Source organism: Alteromonas sp. H39 (assembly GCF_047556435.1).
Taxonomy (GTDB): domain Bacteria; phylum Pseudomonadota; class Gammaproteobacteria; order Enterobacterales; family Alteromonadaceae; genus Alteromonas.
The window spans coordinates 168,378-184,916 of the sequence record NZ_CP180210.1 but is presented as its reverse complement, the minus strand read 5'-3'; the positions used below and the strand labels follow the sequence as shown (position 1 = coordinate 184,916).

The following is a 16,539-nucleotide window of genomic DNA, read 5'->3' as shown; positions in this document are numbered from 1 at the left end:
CAATGGTGCTATTGTTAAGCAAACCTGCAGTAGTTTCAGGGCACAAAGCTTGAAACCCGTGGCACGAAGCTTGAAACAGACTTAAAACAGATAGGTAAAAAGGGAGAAAAGTCCCTTATTTTGCTGTGATTGGGCAAAACCTCATCATCAGGCGTATAAATTTTACACGCACAGACGTGCTTTACTCGCCTGGCTGCAATATTGCTTTATTGCTTTGGTGGGTAAATTAACCATGGAGGACGTATGAGCAAACAAGCAACGCTATACAGAATGGTAACGGATGAACACATCTGTCCGTTCGGCCTCAAATCAAAAGACTTATTAGAGCGTGAAGGTTACACCGTAGACGATCATCATCTGAAAACGCGTGAAGAAACCGACAAATTCAAATCCCGACACGACGTAGAGACCACGCCACAAACGTTTATTGACGAAAAACGCATCGGTGGCTATGACGATCTCCGGGACTATTTTGGCAAGTCGCAGGAAGGCCCGCAGGGTACGACCTATACGCCAGTGCTGGCTATTTTTGCCATCGCCGCACTGATGGTTGTGGCATTTATCTATTCCGGCAGACTGAATCTGGCCCCTGCCCCGGTTATCATGCACTTCGTTGCTTTCAGCATGGTCATGCTGGCGTTACAAAAGCTTCAGGATTTAACCGCATTTTCTAATCAGTTTATTACCTACGATTTGTTAGCGATGAAGCAAATTCGGTATGCCTATGTGTACCCGTTTGCTGAAGCATGGGCAGGACTGGGGATGTTAGCGCTGCTGCCAGCCCTGTGGGTTGCGCCGGTATCGCTGTTCATTGGAACTATCGGTGCCATTTCCGTAATCAAAGCCGTTTACATCGACAAGCGCGAACTGAAATGTGCTTGTGTGGGAGGCGACAGCAATGTGCCACTTGGCTTCATTTCCCTAAGCGAAAACCTGTTTATGGTTGGTGCCGGGCTATGGATGCTGTATCGGGACTTCGTACTGCTGGCATAGCTGACAATCTCAAGCCACGACTTGCAGAATGCTCTGCAAGTCGTGCTACTGCTACAGAAAACTACAGCCAGTAACTGACCACTCCCCTGCGTTTGTTCGGTGTGCAGTCTTGCGCTTAGCAGGCACACGCTGCGCGGTTTACGTGCGCCGCTGCGTTAGATAAATTTTATTTCCAACAGCATTACACGCTTTCTCCCTGCACTTGCGTCGCGACGTCGCTTTCACCGTTTAAGCCACGCAGATGCGCGACCACACTGCGACCCAGAGCGCTTAAATTGTAGCCTCCTTCCAGGGTACTTACGATACGACCGTGACAGCAACTGTCAGCCACCTCGCGTAGGTTTGCACTTACCCACTTATAGTCATCTTCTTTCAGGCGGATGTGCGCCATTGGATCTTCAGCGTGCGCATCAAAACCCGCGGAGATCAGAATTAACTGAGGCTGAAAATTTTTCAGCGCCTGAAACCAGTGCGTCACTTTCTCGCGAAACACTTCACCGGTAGCTCCTGCCTCAAGCGGCACACTTAAAATATTGCTTGCTGATACCGGACTGCCGCTGTGGGGATAGAATGGATGTTGGAAGCTGCTGCACATCATGATGCGCTGGTCGCCAGCAATGATATTCTCGGTGCCGTTGCCGTGGTGCACGTCAAAATCGACAATAGCAACCCGGCTTAACTCGTACTTTTGCAGCGCGTAGCGCGCGGCCACCGCAATATTATTAAAGAAGCAAAAGCCCATAGCACTGTCGTATTCCGCATGATGGCCCGGCGGACGTACCAGACAAAACGCCTGACGATTATCCCCTTCCATCACCCAGTCAACCGCATCGCACCCGGCTCCCGCGGCATAAAGTGCGGCACTTAACGTAATTGGTGTCATGCCGGTATCATCATCCAGCCAGATAGTGCCCGTTTTTGGCGCACGCTCAAACACACTGTCTACATAGTAGGGATCATGCGCCAGAGACAAGTACTCCCGTTTGGCGGGCCTGGCGTCAGCATGCTCACAAATCATGTCCAGCCCAGACGCCAGCAGTTGATCATCAATCGCATAAATACGGTCCGGGCTTTCAGGATGGTCGTGCCCGACATCGTGATGCACGCAGTCTTTGCCGCGGTATATCCGTAACGTCATTCATCGCTCTCCAGATTCAGTTCGAGCTCCACATCACTGGGATCGCTGGAGTGAAGACGCTTAAAATTCGCCTGCTCGAAAATCGCTATCATGGGTTTATTATCGGCCCTGACATACGCCATCATGCGTGCAATCCCGCGCTTTTTCGCCACGTCAATCAGTTGGTTTAACAATCGACTTGCCATGCCTTTCCCCTGTTGGGTTTCACGGGTGACAAATGCAGCCTCGCAGGAGTTGTCGCTGGGGTTGTAATAAAAACGGCCTACAGCATGAATAGTAATGCGGGAGCCTTCCTGCCTGACAATGCAAAGTGCCGCATCGCTGCTCTGATCTACACTCACCAGATTACAGGATTTCTCCCGCGACATCTGTTTGGGGTCATAGTTATAGCGCAGGCGCAGTGTTTCTTTGGTGTGGGAATAAAAGAACTCTTGCAGCCGGCGCTCATCCGCCGGGTTTAAAGGTCGCATGTAGAAGGTTTCGCCCTGTATTACCAGCTTTTTCAACTGAATAGCACCCAGCTCAGGAATGTCAGTGGGATACTTAGCCTGATAATGGGGAACCCAGTAGTTCTGACGAACATCCTCAAGCAGTTTGGCGCGAAATTTCGGGTGTGCCACCCGAATAAGCTCCAGCGCGCGCTCTCGTATACTTTTCCCTTTAAGCGAGGCGATGCCGTATTCGGTCACCACATAATGCACGTTGCCCCGTGATGTCACTACGCCAGCTCCCTCGCTGATACAGGGCGTGATACGCGACACCGTTTCGTTCTTTGCGGTTGAAGGCAGCGCGATGATGGGTTTGCCGCCTTTGCTGATTGACGCACCGCTGACAAAGTCCACCTGCCCGCCGATACCACTGTAAAAATCATAACCCAGTGAATCCGCCACCACCTGACCGGTTAAATCGACTTCCAGCGCACTGTTAATGGCTATCATGTTGTCGTTTTTCGCGATATTTGTTGGTTTGTTCACATAACTGCTGGGATAAAACTCAATATGCGGATTGGCATCAATGAGGTCGTATAGCTTACGCGACCCTATGCCGAAGCTGGTTACAATTTTCCCCGGGTGGAAGGTTTTCTTTTTGTTGGTAATGGCACCGGAAGACAACGGCTCAATTATCGCATCGGTAAGCATTTCGCTGTGTATGCCTAAATCTTTGTGATTACACAGATACTTCAGGGTAGCGCTGGGGATTTTACCAATCCCGAACTGCAAGGTAGCGCCGTCTTCCACCAGCATCGAGACATACTGACCAATTCGCTCGGTGACGCTGTCGATTGGTGGCGTTTCCACTTCTATCAGCGACTCGTCAGCTTCAATGCACGCATGAATTTCACTGACATGAATATACGAGTGTCCGGCGGTGCGCGGTACCTGTGGGTTTATCTGAGCAATCACTTTTTTGGCCTGACGTACCGCTGACATACAAATATCCACTGACGCGCCCAGCGAGCAGTAGCCGAACTCATCCGGCGGGCTCACATTCACCATGGCCGCATCCAGCGACAACGTACCGTCACTGAATAGCCCGGAGATTTCTGACAAAAAAACCGGCGTATAGTCTGCACGGCCTTCATCCACCGCCTTGCGAACCACAGGCCCGCCGATAAAAAAGGTATTCGCTTTAAACAGCGCCCTGTATTCTTCTTTGGCCCAACGGGTATCTCCCAGGGTCAGCATATGTACCATCTCGATATCACTGAACCCTGCGCTATGGTCAATCAGGTGCTGCACCAGGGCGTAGGGTACCGAAGCATTTCCGCCCACAAATACCCGGCTACCTGATTTAATAAGCTTTGACCAGTCGGGAGAAGGAGGCAACGTTATAGACATAAACCTATCCTGCGTGTTGTTCACTGTTGATAAGCGTAGCCGCTGTGCCTGTGCAGGCAAAGCCCACAACCTGTGGTAGGAGTGGTTCGGCCATCCGTGCTGCCTATCATGCCATAGTTTTGCCACGACTTATTGTCATAGCGCAACGGATTAACACGGTTATACCTACGCCTTTGGTCTTAGATTACCTTGCCAGACGCTGCAGTGGTTGGCGGTTTCTGATAGTCCCCCCTGACGCTATAGGTTGTCTTGCCTGAGACTGCCATGGATAGGAGTTTTCCATGTCATTTATGCATTTTGCCTGCACCCCAGACCACCGTATTTACTGTCATAGGAAGCCGCAATGGCAAAGGCCTGAGCACAAAAAAAAGCGGCCTGGGCCGCGTTTTTCTTTTTATCAGTACGTTTGCCGTCAGGCATCATTCTTGGCGTGGTCCTTCTTGCCATGGAAAAGCTTTTCCACCATGGCGTAGAACATCGGCACAAAGAATATGGCCAGGAAAGTTGCAGCAAACATACCGCCCATCACGGCGATACCAATGGCGTTTTGCGCTGCCGCCCCCGCTCCACTGGAGATTGCCAGCGGCGTTACCCCAAGAATAAATGCCATCGACGTCATCAGAATAGGACGGAAACGCTGTGAAGCCGCTTCTGATACTGCGGTCATCAAATCTTCACCCTCTTCGTAGCGGGTTTTGGCGAATTCCACTATCAGAATGGCGTTCTTTGAGGCGAGCCCCACGGTGGTCAGAAATGCCACCTGCAAATACACATCGTTTGGCAAGCTGAAGAGGAAGGCCGCCACCACAGAGCCCAGTATGCCTAACGGCACAACCAGCATCACGGCAAACGGCACCGACCAGCTTTCATAAAGCGCCGCCAAACACAGGAATACGACGATAATCGAAATGGCATACAGCATGGGAGCCTGAGAACCGGCCTGCCGTTCTTCGAAAGACAATCCGGCCCACTCCACCCCAAAGCCCTCTGGTAACTGTGCGACCATTTTTTCCATTTCCTCCATGGCTTCTCCGGAAGAAACGCCTTCGGCTGGGCTACCCTGAATATTAACCGACGACAAGCCGTTGAAGCGCTCAAGCTTCGGCGATCCGTATGTCCAGTTCGTTGTGGCGAACGCGCTGAAAGCCACCATCTCACCATCGTTGTTGCGTACGAACCACTTATCCAGATCCTCCGGTGACATGCGGTGGGGCGCATCGGCCTGCATATAAACACGTTTGATGCGACCGTTATCGATAAAGTCGTTTACATAACTGGAACCCCACGCAATTTGCAGCGTGGCGTTGATTTGGTCCAGAGATATACCCAGCGCCGAGGCTTTTTCAGAGTCGATATCTATTTTGAACTGCGGCACATCACTCAAACCGTTAGGGCGAACCCCTGTCAGCTTCGGATTCTGTGCGGCCATTCCGAGCAGTTGATTACGCGCATTCATCAGCGCTTCATGACCATTGCCGGCGCGATCGACCAGTTGCAGGTTGAAACCCGTGGCATTACCCAGCTCCATGATCGGTGGCGGGATAATCGGAAACGCATTGGCATCCTCAATTTGTTGAAACGCCCCGTAAGCCTGCCCTTGCAACGCGAATGCAGAGTTACTCTCATCACGTTCATCCCAGTCAATCAGGTGCAAAAAGCCCATTGCAGCATTTTGTGCACTACCGGCGAAACTGAAGCCCACGACGGTGAACATGTCTTTAACCACATCGCCTTTCTGATCGAGGAAGAAATCTTCAGCTTGCTTTACCGACTCCAGCGTACGCCCTGCCGTTGAACCCGGCGGCGTGCTGATAAGCATCATCAGGCTGCCCTGGTCTTCATTTGGCAGAAAGGCTCCTGGCAGGCGCATAAAGATGATTGCCATACCGGCCACCAGCACGCCGTACACCACAGTATACCGCTTAACGCGACGCGCCATGTGTGAAGCGGTTTTCTGATAACGGTCGCGGCCTTTGTTGAAATTACGGTTAAACCAGCCAAAGAAACCTTTGTTTTTGTCGTGATCAGGATCGTGCTTTTTCAGTAACGTCGCACACAGAGACGGCGACAACACGATGGCAACCAGCACGGAGAACGCCATGGCAGAAACAATCGTGATAGAAAACTGGCGATAAATCGCGCCTGCGGAACCACTGAAAAAGGCCATGGGAATAAACACGGTAGAAAGAACCACGGCAATCCCCACCAGTGCGCTGGTGATTTGCTGCATGGATTTTTTGGTCGCCTCGCGTGGAGACAATCCTTCTTCTTCCATAATGCGTTCAACGTTCTCCACCACTACGATGGCATCGTCAACCAGCAGACCGATTGCCAGCACCATGGCAAACATCGTTAATACGTTGATACTGAAACCGAAAGCGTAAAGTACAGCAAACGTTCCCAACAGCACTACCGGAACCGCGATAGTGGGTATCAGCGTGGCGCGCCAGTTCTGCAGGAACAGCAACATCACCAGAAATACCAGCACCACCGCTTCTATCAGTGTCTGAACCACCGACTTAATCGACAACTCGATAAACGGTGAGCTATCCAGCGGATATACCACCTTCACGCCTTCAGGCAGGCCGCCTTTCAGCTCCTCAACCCGCGCTTTCAGACGCTCAATGGTATCCAGTGCATTGGCGCCAGCTGCCAGACTCACCGCCATACCGGCGGCAGGATGACGCTTATAACGCGCGATGACATTGTAGGACTCGGCGCCCAGCTCCACACGGGCGACATCGCCTACTCTAACCTGTGACCCATCGGTATTCACACGCAGTACAATACGCTCGAAATCTTCGACCGTTTGTAGCCGTGACTGGGCCTGAATGGTGGCATTGATTTGTTGATTTTCAATCGCCGGCATGCCGCCCAGCTGTCCGGCTGAAACATCGGTATTTTGCACCTGAACGGCAGACTGCACATCCACCGGAGTCAGGTTGTAACTGAACAGTTTGTCCGGATCCAGCCAGATACGCATCGAACGCTGGGCACCAAACACGCGTACACTTCCGACACCATTCACACGCGATATTGGGTCACGGAATTGGGAAATCAGTGCATCGGACAAGTCATACTGTGTCAGCTCACCGTTATCAGCATAAAAGCCAATCACCAGTGCAAAAGAATCGTTCGACTTGGTAACCGTAACGCCCTGCTGTTGTACCTGCTGGGGCAACAGCGAAACCGCCCCCTGCACCTTATTCTGGGTTTGTACCTGGGCGATGTCGGGATCGGTTCCCGGTTCAAATGTCAGTGAAATCGACATGCTGCTGTTGGCACTGCTTGATGAGAAGTACCGCAAATTGTCGATACCCGACAAATTCTGTTCAATAATTTGCGTAACGGAGTTCTCTACCGTTTCCGCCGAAGCGCCCGGATACGACGCACTGATGGTGACAGAAGGTGGAGCCACTTTGGGATACTGCTCGATTGGCAATGACTGAATTGCCAGCACACCCGCCATCATCGTGATAATGGCAAGCACCCAGGCGAATACGGGTCTATCTATAAAAAAACGCGCCATAGGATCTACTCTTCTCGCTTATTGCTGTGTTTGTGAGGCATTTGTGCCACCGGCCTTCCATTCGGAGGCATTCACTTTCATGCCGGGCTGGACCTTTTGATAGCCCGTCACGATGACACGATCTCCTGCACTAAGGCCGGAGGCCACCACGTACTGATCCTGATAGATATCCGTAGTTTGAATCTGACGAGGCTCTACTTCGTCGCTGGCATTCACAACAAATACTGTCAGCGAGCCATCTGGTTGACGCGTGGTAGCACGCTGAGGCACAAGCAGCGCGTCTTTTTCATCCGTGATAACGTGCGCTTTCACAAACATGCCTGGCATCAGCAGTCCATCAGGGTTAGGCACTTCTGCGCGCAGGGTGACTGAACCGGTAGTTTGTTCAACCGTGACTTCTGAAAACTTCACCACGCCTTTGTGTTCGTATTTGTCTACCGCCGCCTCATCAAATGACAATGACACCGGCAGCTCCTGCTGGCGCTGCATTTCACGACGAATTGTGACAATGGCCTTACCGGACTCCTGCATATCGACATAGATAGGATTTAATTGCGTGATCGTAGCTAACTGCTGGCTTTGATTGGTGGTAACGAGTGTACCTTCGGTGACGTAAGAGCGGCTGATTTGCCCGCTGATGGGTGCATACACCTTAGTGTAATCCAGGTTCACCTGCGCCAGGTCAACAGCGGCTTTTGCCACATTGATAGAGGCTACTGCCTGATCTTTCTGAGCAATAACGTCATCAAATTCCTGACGACTGATGGCGTTTCGGCTTACCAGATCTTCATAACGACGGGCTTTGGCTTCCAGTGTTTTCAGGTTGGCTTCGGCACTTCTCAGATCAGCGACTGCGCTGTTGAGCTGGGCACTGTATCGGGCATCGTCAATCTGATACAACTGCTGTCCTTTCTCTACCTGCGCGCCTTCCTCAAACAGACGTTCTGTGATAACTCCATCCACCTGCGGGCGAACCTGTGATTGCCTGAAAGGCGTTATACGACCTGGCAATACAACTTCAAATGTCACCGGTTGTCTGGAAATGGTCGTCACTGAGACGCGTGGCGCTGGCTGAGCCTGCGCCTGACCGGCCTGTGCTTGCTCACTCTGTTCAGAGCATGCTGTCAGAAACCCAAAAGAAATCACTGCACAAAGCAGTAAAACGCGTTGACTCATAATGTAAAATTCCAATCGTTAAGCTAAAGCTGGACAAAGACGTAGTTTCAGTTTAATTTAAAATACATTCATGTATGTATGTTTGTCAATTTAATAATCGGTATACCTTATGCGTCGAACCAAAGAAGAAGCAGATCAAACCCGGCAATCCATACTGGATGCAGCTGTCGAGGTATTCAGTGAACGCGGAGTCGCCAGAGCCTCTCTAGAGAATGTCGCAAAAGCAGCAGAGGTGACACGCGGCGCCGTTTACTGGCACTTCAAAAACAAGCAGGAAATTTTCGACGCGTTACATGAACGGCTACATACTCCTTTTATTCAGAAAATTTTGGAAGGCCTGGAAGTTGAACACCCGGATCCTGTCGGTCAGTTACAGGAAATCTGCACGCAAATCCTCGTCGAGTTACATTATGAGCCGCAAAAGCAAAAAGTGCTTACTCTGTTTTTGCTGAAGTGTGATTACAGTGGCGAGATGGAATCCAGTAAAGACGCCTTTAACGAGAAGAAACGCAAAACATCAGCCGTATTTACCGCTTATTTCGAAAGAGCCAAAAAAGCAGGAAAGTTGCCTTTTGATGCCAACCCACAGCTGTTAACGCGGGCGTTAAACTGTTATTTCCGGGGAGTAGTGGTTGAGTTTCTGGATGATCCTGAGAGCTTCGCTATTCATGAGGAGGCACCGCTGTTAATGGAAATGTTCTTTCAGCCGCTCAAAAATCACTAGGGTCTGTTGATCTTTGCGGTACTAATTTTGTTCGGGATAAGCGCGTTTAGCCGAACCCAGCGGGCAGCGTTTGTTAGTGAGTTATGCTGTGTTATCGCCCACTTATGAACTAAGCGGCAGCAGTACTGAATAGGCGCTTACCACGTTGCGGGTATCTTCTGCACGTCCGCCTTTATCCGGGTGACAGTCGTGCAATCGCTTTCTATACTGACGCTTCAACAACGCCTTGCTCAGATGCATATCGCTGGCAATGTCCAATACTGCCATCGCCTCGTCAATACGTTGTCGATCTAACCGAGTTACAGCCTCTTCGCCCGTCATCCGGGACCAAAACGTATCCAGTAACTCCTCGACGTCATGCTTAGCGGTAGTATCGAAATTGCTCCAGTCCAGATAGTAGGTCCGCAGAGGATCGGCGTGGGTTAAGGCCGGGTCCTGAGGCTGATAAGCACGCAGATGAATGCGCGTTCCGTGTATTTCCAGCAGCCCCTGCTGGCTTTCCAGCCATATATCTTTGAGCTGATAAAGCGCGTTATAAAGCGCAAAGTGGGTTTGAAAAAGCAGCAGCGGGTCGCGCATGGCCTGCTCAGAGAAAAATGCCAGCGGCTTCGCCTGCAGTGCACGGATAAGCGCATACTCGCTGGTGCCCTCTCGCAGCTTATCCTGCCACTGTGCGAGCAGAGTCACCAACGCATTATTTGGTTGCGATGCTTGTTGAGTCACGGTATGTCCGCTTTCCTTTAACCTGTGTGCACCATACGGGATAAGCGGGTTTTCCTCAAATGCAGGACAGCAAATTGGCAGTTAGCGTGCAGACTTAAGATACTTATCCAGCCAGCCGATGGTTTCGTTGCGCAATTGATCTTTGTGCTTAAAAGAGTAGCACTTTCCCTGCGGCCTCAGCACCTTACTACGATAAAGCGTAAATCTGAAGCGGTGCTATTCATACCGCGTGTATGCGAACACGCCTTCTGTCACCTTGTCGCCGTTTTCCAGTGCGACATACATCGTGATGCTATTGTCACTGACCTTCTCAATAGTCAGGCCGTTAAAATAAACACGGTTCTCAGTAACCTCTACCAGTTTGAATTCCATACTGTCGTTCTTTTCCTCCCAACCTGTCAAATCACTGTTGAAATGTTTAAGCCTGAACACCAGCGTGCCGTTCTCTTCTGAAATGGTTTCTATTTCGTAAAACCTGACCTGATTCTCGACAACCAGTTTAAACGCGCCCATCATACTGCCGCCTACCGCCGGAGCCCAGATTTCTTCAACCAGGCCACCAAAGGCATTACCTTGCCAATGGCCGGCAAGCCAGCTCAATGCGCTTAAATCGGCTGAAGGTGACTGCTGACCGTCAGCTAAGAAGCGCAGGTTCGAAAGGTCGTCTTTTGCCATTGCATGAAAGCTGATAGCAAGGAGTACAGCACACAGTAAAGATTTCATTCTACTAGTCCGGATAATGTCGTAATTTTTAGGCACAGACGATATTAAGCTTTCTCAGACTACCTGCCCGGCAGCCCAGCCTGACGACCACGCCCACTGAAAGTTGTACCCGCCAAGCCAGCCGGTAACATCAACAACTTCACCGATAAAATATAGCCCTTCGACATCCTTTGCCATCATTGTTTTTGACGACAGTGCATGGGTATCCACACCCCCCAGTGTCACCTCTGCGGTACGATAGCCTTCCGTGCCATTCGGTTTAATTTCCCAGTTCTCCAAGGCCTCAGCAATCGCGGCCACCTCGGTGTGGGTGAGCTGCTTCACCGGTTTATTTGGCCAGGCGTTGAAGTCGATAAGGGTTTGCACCACGCGCTTAGGGAAGAGCTTTGCCAGACAGGTAGACAACTGCGCATCAGGTGAGGTCTTTTTTGCCTCTTCAAGAAACGCGAGGGCATCACCGGCTGGCAACGTGTTAATGCTTAAGGTATCGCCCGGGTGCCAATAGGAGGAAATCTGCAGCATGGACGGCCCGCTTAACCCGCGATGGGTAAACAACATCGCTTCTTTGAACAACATATCGTTACATGCGGCACTGACATCAATGGCCACCCCGCTTAATTCGCTAAGCACCTGCTTTTGTGCATCGTGCAGCGTAAAGGGCACCAGGCCTGCTCGTGTGGGTAGTACTGGCAAGCCGAACTGCTCGGCAATCTGGTACCCGAATGGCGTCGCGCCTAGTTTCGGCATACTTAATCCACCTGTTGCTATCACCAGCGATTCACACTGGTAGTCGCCGAGCGAGGTTTTCAGGTGGTAACCCGCATCCAGCTTTTCCACACCGAGAATTTCACATCGGGTAGTGACGGTTACCCCAGCCTTATCACACTCACTCATCAGCATATTGACAATGTCGGAGGCGGACTCATCACAAAACAGCTGGCCGAGGGTTTTCTCATGGTAAGGAATGCCGTATTCACTAACCAGCGCAATAAAATCCCACTGGGTATAACGGCTGAGCGCAGACTTGCAGAAGTGAGGGTTTTGCGACAAAAAATTCTCAGGGCTGGCATACATGTTAGTGAAATTGCAGCGGCCTCCGCCTGACATCAGGATCTTGCGGCCTACCTTTTTCGCATGATCCAAAACGGCGACAGTGCGCCCCCGCTTTCCGGCCTCCGCAGCACAAAAAAGACCGGCGGCACCGGCACCAATTACAATCACATCTTTCTGAATCACGCTTGTCCCCACTGTCTGAATCCGGTAGCTCAGGACGCCTTACCGCGCCTGTTTGCTAACCGCGCGGATTATAGCACTACCCGGGCAGCTTGTGGGTGTTCCTGTAAACGGTGGGGCCGGACTTACCAGATGTATTTTGGTTTGCTGTCAGCCGTGATTCATATAGTTCTGACACCAGAACAGCAGCTCAATACGATTTCTGGAACGGGTTTTTCTGAAAATACTGTATATATGCGTTTTTACGGTATTAATACTGATGTGAAGCTGCTCGGCAATTTCTTTATTTTGCGCCCCCTCGGAAACCAGCTTCACAATTGACAGTTCGCGTTTCGTCAGAGGTGTGTCAGTCGTTACCAGTGGCGGTGACATGGACTTTTCTGACCAGAATGCATTTTTCAGCTTCGCACGCATTTGCCTGATAGCGCTGTTTATTGACGAGCGACAAAACCAGACATCCCGTGTATGGATGCGCCGCAGCCCTTTCATAATAAGTTCCGGGGGATCTTCCACATAAAACGCGCCCTCAATGCCGGCAACGATAGCGCCGGACTCATCCAGCGCATCACGTTGCAGGTTAAATAATACCCAGCGCGCACTTCCCTGATACTCTGAATACGCCGGCATAATAGACGCGGCGTTAGCAGAATCGTAGAACACCACATCTTGTTCTGCCGTTTCAGGTAACTGCCCAACGTGATGAACGATAGTAAAGTTATAGCCACAGGTTTTAAGTAAACCTGTAAAAAAGTCTGTCTGACGGCTCTGTTCGGTCTGGTCAGACTGACGGGCCTGTGTCACTACAAAAAGATGTGACTTCGGTGGTGGTTCACGCATAGATACCCTCCCTGGGCAACAAGGTGTACTGCGCCGAAACTTCACAAATGGCAACGATTTAAACTAAGGAACTCGCAACAGACTAGCCTGGACGGCTATACACGATAAAGAGGATTGCTGATGGTAAAAAATCATACCATCAGCCTAATTGAATTTCATCAAAAATTATGACTGATTATTAAGATATTCTTTAAAACTTAAAAATATATGTATATTTCTTGTTTTTCACAGGCTATTGAGAATAGTCTCTGCGTCGCTAACTTCAAACCTGCCCGGATCTTCTACGTTAATTTTTTCTACACGACAATCATTAACAATCATGGCATAGCGCAGCGAACGCGTGCCGCCGAATGTACTGGTATCGATATCAAGACCAATTGACTTGGTAAAGTTTGCATTACCGTCGCCAATCATTTCGATCTCTTCAGCATTATTGGCCTTGCCCCAGGCGTCCATCACGAAAGCATCATTCACCGACAGACAGATAATTGAGTCGATTCCTTTTGCTTTGATTTTATCAGCCAGCGCGACATAGCCGGGTAAGTGCGCAGTAGAACAGGTAGGTGTGAATGCGCCGGGAACAGCAAACAATACTACCCGCTTATCACCGAACAGATCATTGGTTTTAGGGTTGGTCATTTCGCCGTTTTTTAACTGGCTAAAATCAACTTCAGGCAGGGTGCTTCCAACTTCAATCATATAGATCTCCTATGGGCTTATATACACATCAAATCGATGCTTTTTACTTGTTATCGCCATGCTGGGCTTATGCCCATTCAATACGTCGGCGTTATTGGGACGCTTCACCACTACTCTGTGCTTAGCTAACGCTAGTGCCGGAGGCAGCAGAAGATTTGCATCCTCATCATTTCCCAATAACTGTTGGAAAATCCGCATTTCTTTTTTCACCAGTGCCGACTTTTTCCGGTGCGGAAACATCGGGTCCAGATAGACCGCGTCCACGTGACCACCATCCCAGTATTGCATCACCTGTGCACTATTGCCATGACACAAGGTTAATCTTTCAGCGATGGTGTTGCCCGCCTCTTCCAGCCGTCTTATTCCATCTTCCAGCAACGCCGCTACCACGGGTGAACGCTCAATCATCGTGACATGACAACCAACACTTGCCAGCACAAAGGCGTCTCTTCCCAGGCCAGGCGTGGCGTCTATCACGTGATAATTGTCGTGGCCTTTGAGGCCGATAGCTTTAACCACCGGCTCGCCTTTGCCCCCGCCATGCTGCTGCCGGTAGGTACTGCTTCCGGAAAGAAAATCTACCGAGACAGGTAGTTGCTTGGGATCACCACAGTCTTTCAGGCTTAGCTGTCCGTTTTCAATTACCAGTGCCAGTGCCTGAGATGGCGGGTTTTGCACCAGGTTGAATTGCCATTTTTCAGCAATACGTTCGGCCAGCCCGACTTCTGCAGCGTCACCGTTGTGTGGAAAAAACATCGTCACATCAGGCATGACCATATTGCTCCTTTTGCCCTATCCAACGGTTAATAATGGCTTGCGCGTGTGACGGGTAGTTTTCCCACAAGTGAGAAGCGATATTCTGCACCTGAGGAATGATACCGGCATCACGCACCAGATCGGCAATTTTCAGCTCGGCCATACCCGTTTGACGCGTTCCCATTAGTTCTCCTGGGCCACGTATTTCCAGGTCTTTCTGCGCAATATAAAAACCATCACTGGACTCCCGTAATACTGCTAAACGTTGCGTTGCGGTTTTCGACAGCGGGCTCTGGTACATCAACACACACTGGCTTTCTACCGCGCCACGCCCTACCCGTCCTCGTAACTGATGTAACTGCGCCAGACCAAGTCGCTCCGGGTTTTCAATGATCATGATACTGGCGTTAGGTACATCCACGCCAACTTCAATGACGGTGGTAGCCACCAGTAAGTCCAGTTCGCCATCTTTGAAGGCAGCCATCACCGCTTGCTTTTCCGCCGGTTTCAGACGACCGTGTACCAGTCCTACTCGTAAATCGGGTAACGCCGTGCGCAGTGTGATGGCGGCATCTTCGGCCGCCTGGCATTGCAGCACTTCGGATTCATCTATCAATGTACACACCCAATACGCCTGCCTGCCGTGCTCTTTACAGGCCTCGTGCACACGGGCGATAACATCGGCTCGTCGACTGTCAGGCAATACCACGGTGGTTACCGGCGAACGGCCTGGCGGCAGCTCGTCAATGACAGAAGTATCCAGGTCAGCATAAGCAGTCATCGCCAGCGTTCGTGGTATAGGTGTGGCGGTCATGATCAGCTGGTGCGGGAAACGCCCCTGCAGCTCGCCTTTTTCACGTAGCGCCAGCCGCTGATGCACGCCGAAACGGTGCTGTTCATCCACAATCACCAGCGCCAGTTGCTGATAATGCACCTGCTCCTGGAATATCGCATGCGTGCCCACCAGCATCTGGATATCGCCGCTGGCGAGACGCTCGATGACAGCCTCGCGGGCTTTCCCCTTCAGTTTTCCAGCCAGCCAGCCTACTTCCACCCCCAAAGGAGCGAGCCATTCACGAAAGTTGTTTGCATGTTGCTCAGCCAACAGTTCAGTTGGCGCCATTAACGCTACCTGATACCCGGCACCAATTGCTGAAAGTGCAGCCAACGCCGCCACCAGCGTTTTACCCGAGCCAACGTCGCCCTGCACCAGCCGCATCATAGGACGAGACCGCTGCATATCCTGCTGAATATCATTTACCACACGCTGCTGGGCGCCTGTGGGAGAGAACGGTAAGGCATTCAGCAACTGATCTATCAGTGCCTGATTGACGTTTATCGCGATACCAGGCTGGGCATCAGACTGCTGACGGACTTTTAGCACGCTTAAATGGTGAGCAAGCAGTTCTTCGATAATCAGCCGGTACTGGGCAGGATGCGCGCCCTCCTCCAGTTGCGACACCGCCACATCCGGCGGGGGACGATGCACCAGATGCAGCGCAGCTTTCAGCGATATCTGCTGTTCGTACATTCCCTCTGGCAACAGGTCAGCAAGGCCGCCTTTATCCAGCAGCCCAAGCGCTTGGTCAGACATGTTTCGTAGTGTGAGCTGCTTTACCCCTTCGGTGGTAGGGTAAACGGGCGTCAGCGTTTCCGTCGCGGGATCGGTCGAATCGTCCACCAGGGAAAACTCAGGGTGCATCATCTCCAGCCCCCACTTTCCAGCCCGGACTTCGCCGAAGCAGCGTACCTCGTTTCCCGGAGTCATGATGCTGCGTTGCGCCGCGCCAAAGTGAAAAAAACGCAGCGTGATAGTGCCAGTACCGTCTGACACTTTTACTACCAGCATACGCTTCTTACCGTACTGAATATCTGCGCTTTTAACCTCGCCCTGAATACTCACATGAGTAAAGGGACGACACTCCTGTACCTGATAGGTACGGGTGCGATCTTCATAACGAAGCGGCAGGTGAAACAGCACATCCTGTACAGTAAACAGGTGTAGCTTTACCAGCTTTTCGGCAACTTTTGCCCCTACGCCCTTTAAAGCGGTGACCGGCATCTGCGCTAACGATTGCATGGTGACGATAGGTGTCCTTATTACAGCTCACATACACAAGCCGGTTACCGATGCTCCGTTCGACAGGACAGCAATCGCGCCGTACCGAGC

Annotated in this window: 13 protein-coding genes; 2 read left to right on the top strand and 11 right to left on the bottom strand. The window is 51.1% G+C overall.

Translation table 11 applies throughout. The annotated features are described in order from the left end of the window. The first annotated feature begins 243 nt into the window (after positions 1-243). Positions 244-993 (top strand): MauE/DoxX family redox-associated membrane protein, encoded by a 750-nt coding sequence (locus ACLBLI_RS00795; protein WP_414829296.1) that lies wholly within the window; start codon positions 244-246, stop codon positions 991-993. 181 nt (positions 994-1,174) lie between these two features. On the opposite strand, the gene ACLBLI_RS00790 is transcribed toward ACLBLI_RS00795, so the two are convergent. From ACLBLI_RS00790 to ACLBLI_RS00775, 4 genes are all read right to left on the bottom strand, one after another. Continuing rightward, positions 1,175-2,131 (bottom strand): histone deacetylase family protein, encoded by a 957-nt coding sequence (locus ACLBLI_RS00790; protein ID WP_414829295.1) that lies wholly within the window; start codon positions 2,129-2,131, stop codon positions 1,175-1,177. After that, complete coding sequence (locus tag ACLBLI_RS00785) at positions 2,128-3,969, bottom strand: GNAT family N-acetyltransferase (protein ID WP_414829294.1); 1,842 nt, start codon at positions 3,967-3,969, stop codon at positions 2,128-2,130. The genes ACLBLI_RS00790 and ACLBLI_RS00785 overlap by 4 nt, the downstream gene beginning before the upstream one ends. A gap of 412 nt (positions 3,970-4,381) precedes the next feature. Next, positions 4,382-7,498: an efflux RND transporter permease subunit gene (locus ACLBLI_RS00780; protein ID WP_414829293.1), complete on the bottom strand. Its 3,117-nt coding sequence runs from the start codon at positions 7,496-7,498 to the stop codon at positions 4,382-4,384. A gap of 18 nt (positions 7,499-7,516) precedes the next feature. Further along, complete coding sequence (locus ACLBLI_RS00775) at positions 7,517-8,674, bottom strand: efflux RND transporter periplasmic adaptor subunit (protein WP_414829292.1); 1,158 nt, start codon at positions 8,672-8,674, stop codon at positions 7,517-7,519. A 109-nt stretch (positions 8,675-8,783) separates the two neighbouring features. On the opposite strand from ACLBLI_RS00775, the gene ACLBLI_RS00770 reads away from it, so the two are divergent. After that, a complete protein-coding gene (locus ACLBLI_RS00770; RefSeq protein ID WP_414829291.1) occupies positions 8,784-9,398 on the top strand; it encodes a TetR family transcriptional regulator in 615 nt (204 codons plus the stop codon). A gap of 102 nt (positions 9,399-9,500) precedes the next feature. Here the strand turns inward: ACLBLI_RS00770 and ACLBLI_RS00765 are convergent, their stop codons facing one another. The 7 genes from ACLBLI_RS00765 to recG form a co-directional block, all read right to left on the bottom strand. Then, positions 9,501-10,121 carry a DNA-J related domain-containing protein gene (locus ACLBLI_RS00765; protein ID WP_414829290.1) on the bottom strand — a complete coding sequence of 207 codons (621 nt, stop codon included), beginning with the start codon at positions 10,119-10,121 and terminating at the stop codon, positions 9,501-9,503. A 216-nt stretch (positions 10,122-10,337) separates the two neighbouring features. Beyond that, positions 10,338-10,844, bottom strand: a complete 507-nt coding sequence (locus tag ACLBLI_RS00760; RefSeq protein WP_414829289.1) for a DUF6265 family protein — start codon at positions 10,842-10,844, stop codon at positions 10,338-10,340. Positions 10,845-10,898: 54 nt separating this feature from the next. Further along, the gene (locus ACLBLI_RS00755) at positions 10,899-12,080 is read right to left on the bottom strand and encodes an NAD(P)/FAD-dependent oxidoreductase (protein WP_414829288.1); all 1,182 of its coding nucleotides are present in this window, start codon (positions 12,078-12,080) and stop codon (positions 10,899-10,901) included. Between the two features lie 147 nt (positions 12,081-12,227). After that, entirely contained in the window at positions 12,228-12,914 is a 687-nt protein-coding gene (locus ACLBLI_RS00750; RefSeq protein WP_414829287.1) for a response regulator transcription factor, read from the bottom strand. Positions 12,915-13,139: 225 nt separating this feature from the next. Continuing rightward, positions 13,140-13,613 carry a peroxiredoxin gene (locus ACLBLI_RS00745; RefSeq protein WP_414829286.1) on the bottom strand — a complete coding sequence of 158 codons (474 nt, stop codon included), beginning with the start codon at positions 13,611-13,613 and terminating at the stop codon, positions 13,140-13,142. Positions 13,614-13,622: 9 nt separating this feature from the next. After that, positions 13,623-14,384, bottom strand: a complete 762-nt coding sequence (locus tag ACLBLI_RS00740) for a class I SAM-dependent methyltransferase (protein WP_414829285.1) — start codon at positions 14,382-14,384, stop codon at positions 13,623-13,625. Next, complete coding sequence (recG, locus tag ACLBLI_RS00735; RefSeq protein WP_414829284.1) at positions 14,377-16,449, bottom strand: ATP-dependent DNA helicase RecG; 2,073 nt, start codon at positions 16,447-16,449, stop codon at positions 14,377-14,379. The genes ACLBLI_RS00740 and recG overlap by 8 nt, the downstream gene beginning before the upstream one ends. Positions 16,450-16,539 lie beyond the last annotated feature (90 nt).

Excerpts from the sequence above, each read along its gene's own strand:
- ACLBLI_RS00790 (WP_414829295.1), bottom strand. The coding sequence starts at position 2,131 with ATGACGTTACGGATATACCGCGGCAAAGACTGCGTGCATCACGATGTC.
- recG (WP_414829284.1), bottom strand. The coding sequence starts at position 16,449 with ATGCAATCGTTAGCGCAGATGCCGGTCACCGCTTTAAAGGGCGTAGGG.
- ACLBLI_RS00740 (WP_414829285.1), bottom strand. The coding sequence starts at position 14,384 with ATGCCTGATGTGACGATGTTTTTTCCACACAACGGTGACGCTGCAGAA.
- ACLBLI_RS00745 (WP_414829286.1), bottom strand. The coding sequence starts at position 13,613 with ATGATTGAAGTTGGAAGCACCCTGCCTGAAGTTGATTTTAGCCAGTTA.
- ACLBLI_RS00775 (WP_414829292.1), bottom strand. The coding sequence starts at position 8,674 with ATGAGTCAACGCGTTTTACTGCTTTGTGCAGTGATTTCTTTTGGGTTT.
- ACLBLI_RS00785 (WP_414829294.1), bottom strand. The coding sequence starts at position 3,969 with ATGTCTATAACGTTGCCTCCTTCTCCCGACTGGTCAAAGCTTATTAAA.
- ACLBLI_RS00750 (WP_414829287.1), bottom strand. The coding sequence starts at position 12,914 with ATGCGTGAACCACCACCGAAGTCACATCTTTTTGTAGTGACACAGGCC.
- ACLBLI_RS00795 (WP_414829296.1), top strand. The coding sequence starts at position 244 with ATGAGCAAACAAGCAACGCTATACAGAATGGTAACGGATGAACACATC.
- ACLBLI_RS00770 (WP_414829291.1), top strand. The coding sequence starts at position 8,784 with ATGCGTCGAACCAAAGAAGAAGCAGATCAAACCCGGCAATCCATACTG.
- ACLBLI_RS00780 (WP_414829293.1), bottom strand. The coding sequence starts at position 7,498 with ATGGCGCGTTTTTTTATAGATAGACCCGTATTCGCCTGGGTGCTTGCC.
- ACLBLI_RS00760 (WP_414829289.1), bottom strand. The coding sequence starts at position 10,844 with ATGAAATCTTTACTGTGTGCTGTACTCCTTGCTATCAGCTTTCATGCA.